Origin of the sequence: Staphylococcus pasteuri (genome assembly GCF_030547725.1) — a bacterium.
Taxonomy (GTDB): domain Bacteria; phylum Bacillota; class Bacilli; order Staphylococcales; family Staphylococcaceae; genus Staphylococcus; species Staphylococcus pasteuri.
Map to the genome: position 1 here is coordinate 1 of NZ_JAUOQO010000384.1, position 268 is coordinate 268.

A 268-nucleotide genomic window follows, 5' to 3' on the forward strand; every position below is an offset into this window, starting at 1 on the left:
GTCGTGAACCTTCACGAAGTTGGATTCGTCGTCGCCTGCGAGTGTCGCGCCGGTCGTGCGGTGTGCTTCGTCACAGATGATCAGATCGAATTCAGGAAAGTCGTGCTGCTTTTGGGCATCGGCAATCACCTGAATGGACTGGTAGGTCGCAAACACCACTGTCATTTTGTCGGGGGCGGGATGATTGACGCCTTCGGCCAATTTGGCCGCGTCGGTGCTGGCTGGAAAAGCAAGATCGAGGATGTCGATCTCGGCGATGTCGTTGTTG

General features: G+C 56.0%; 1 protein-coding gene. It reads right to left on the bottom strand.

What is annotated here, in order from left to right:
• Positions 1 to 268 (bottom strand): DEAD/DEAH box helicase family protein (locus Q4528_RS14090; protein ID WP_303522229.1); only part of this gene is annotated, 268 nt, incomplete at both ends.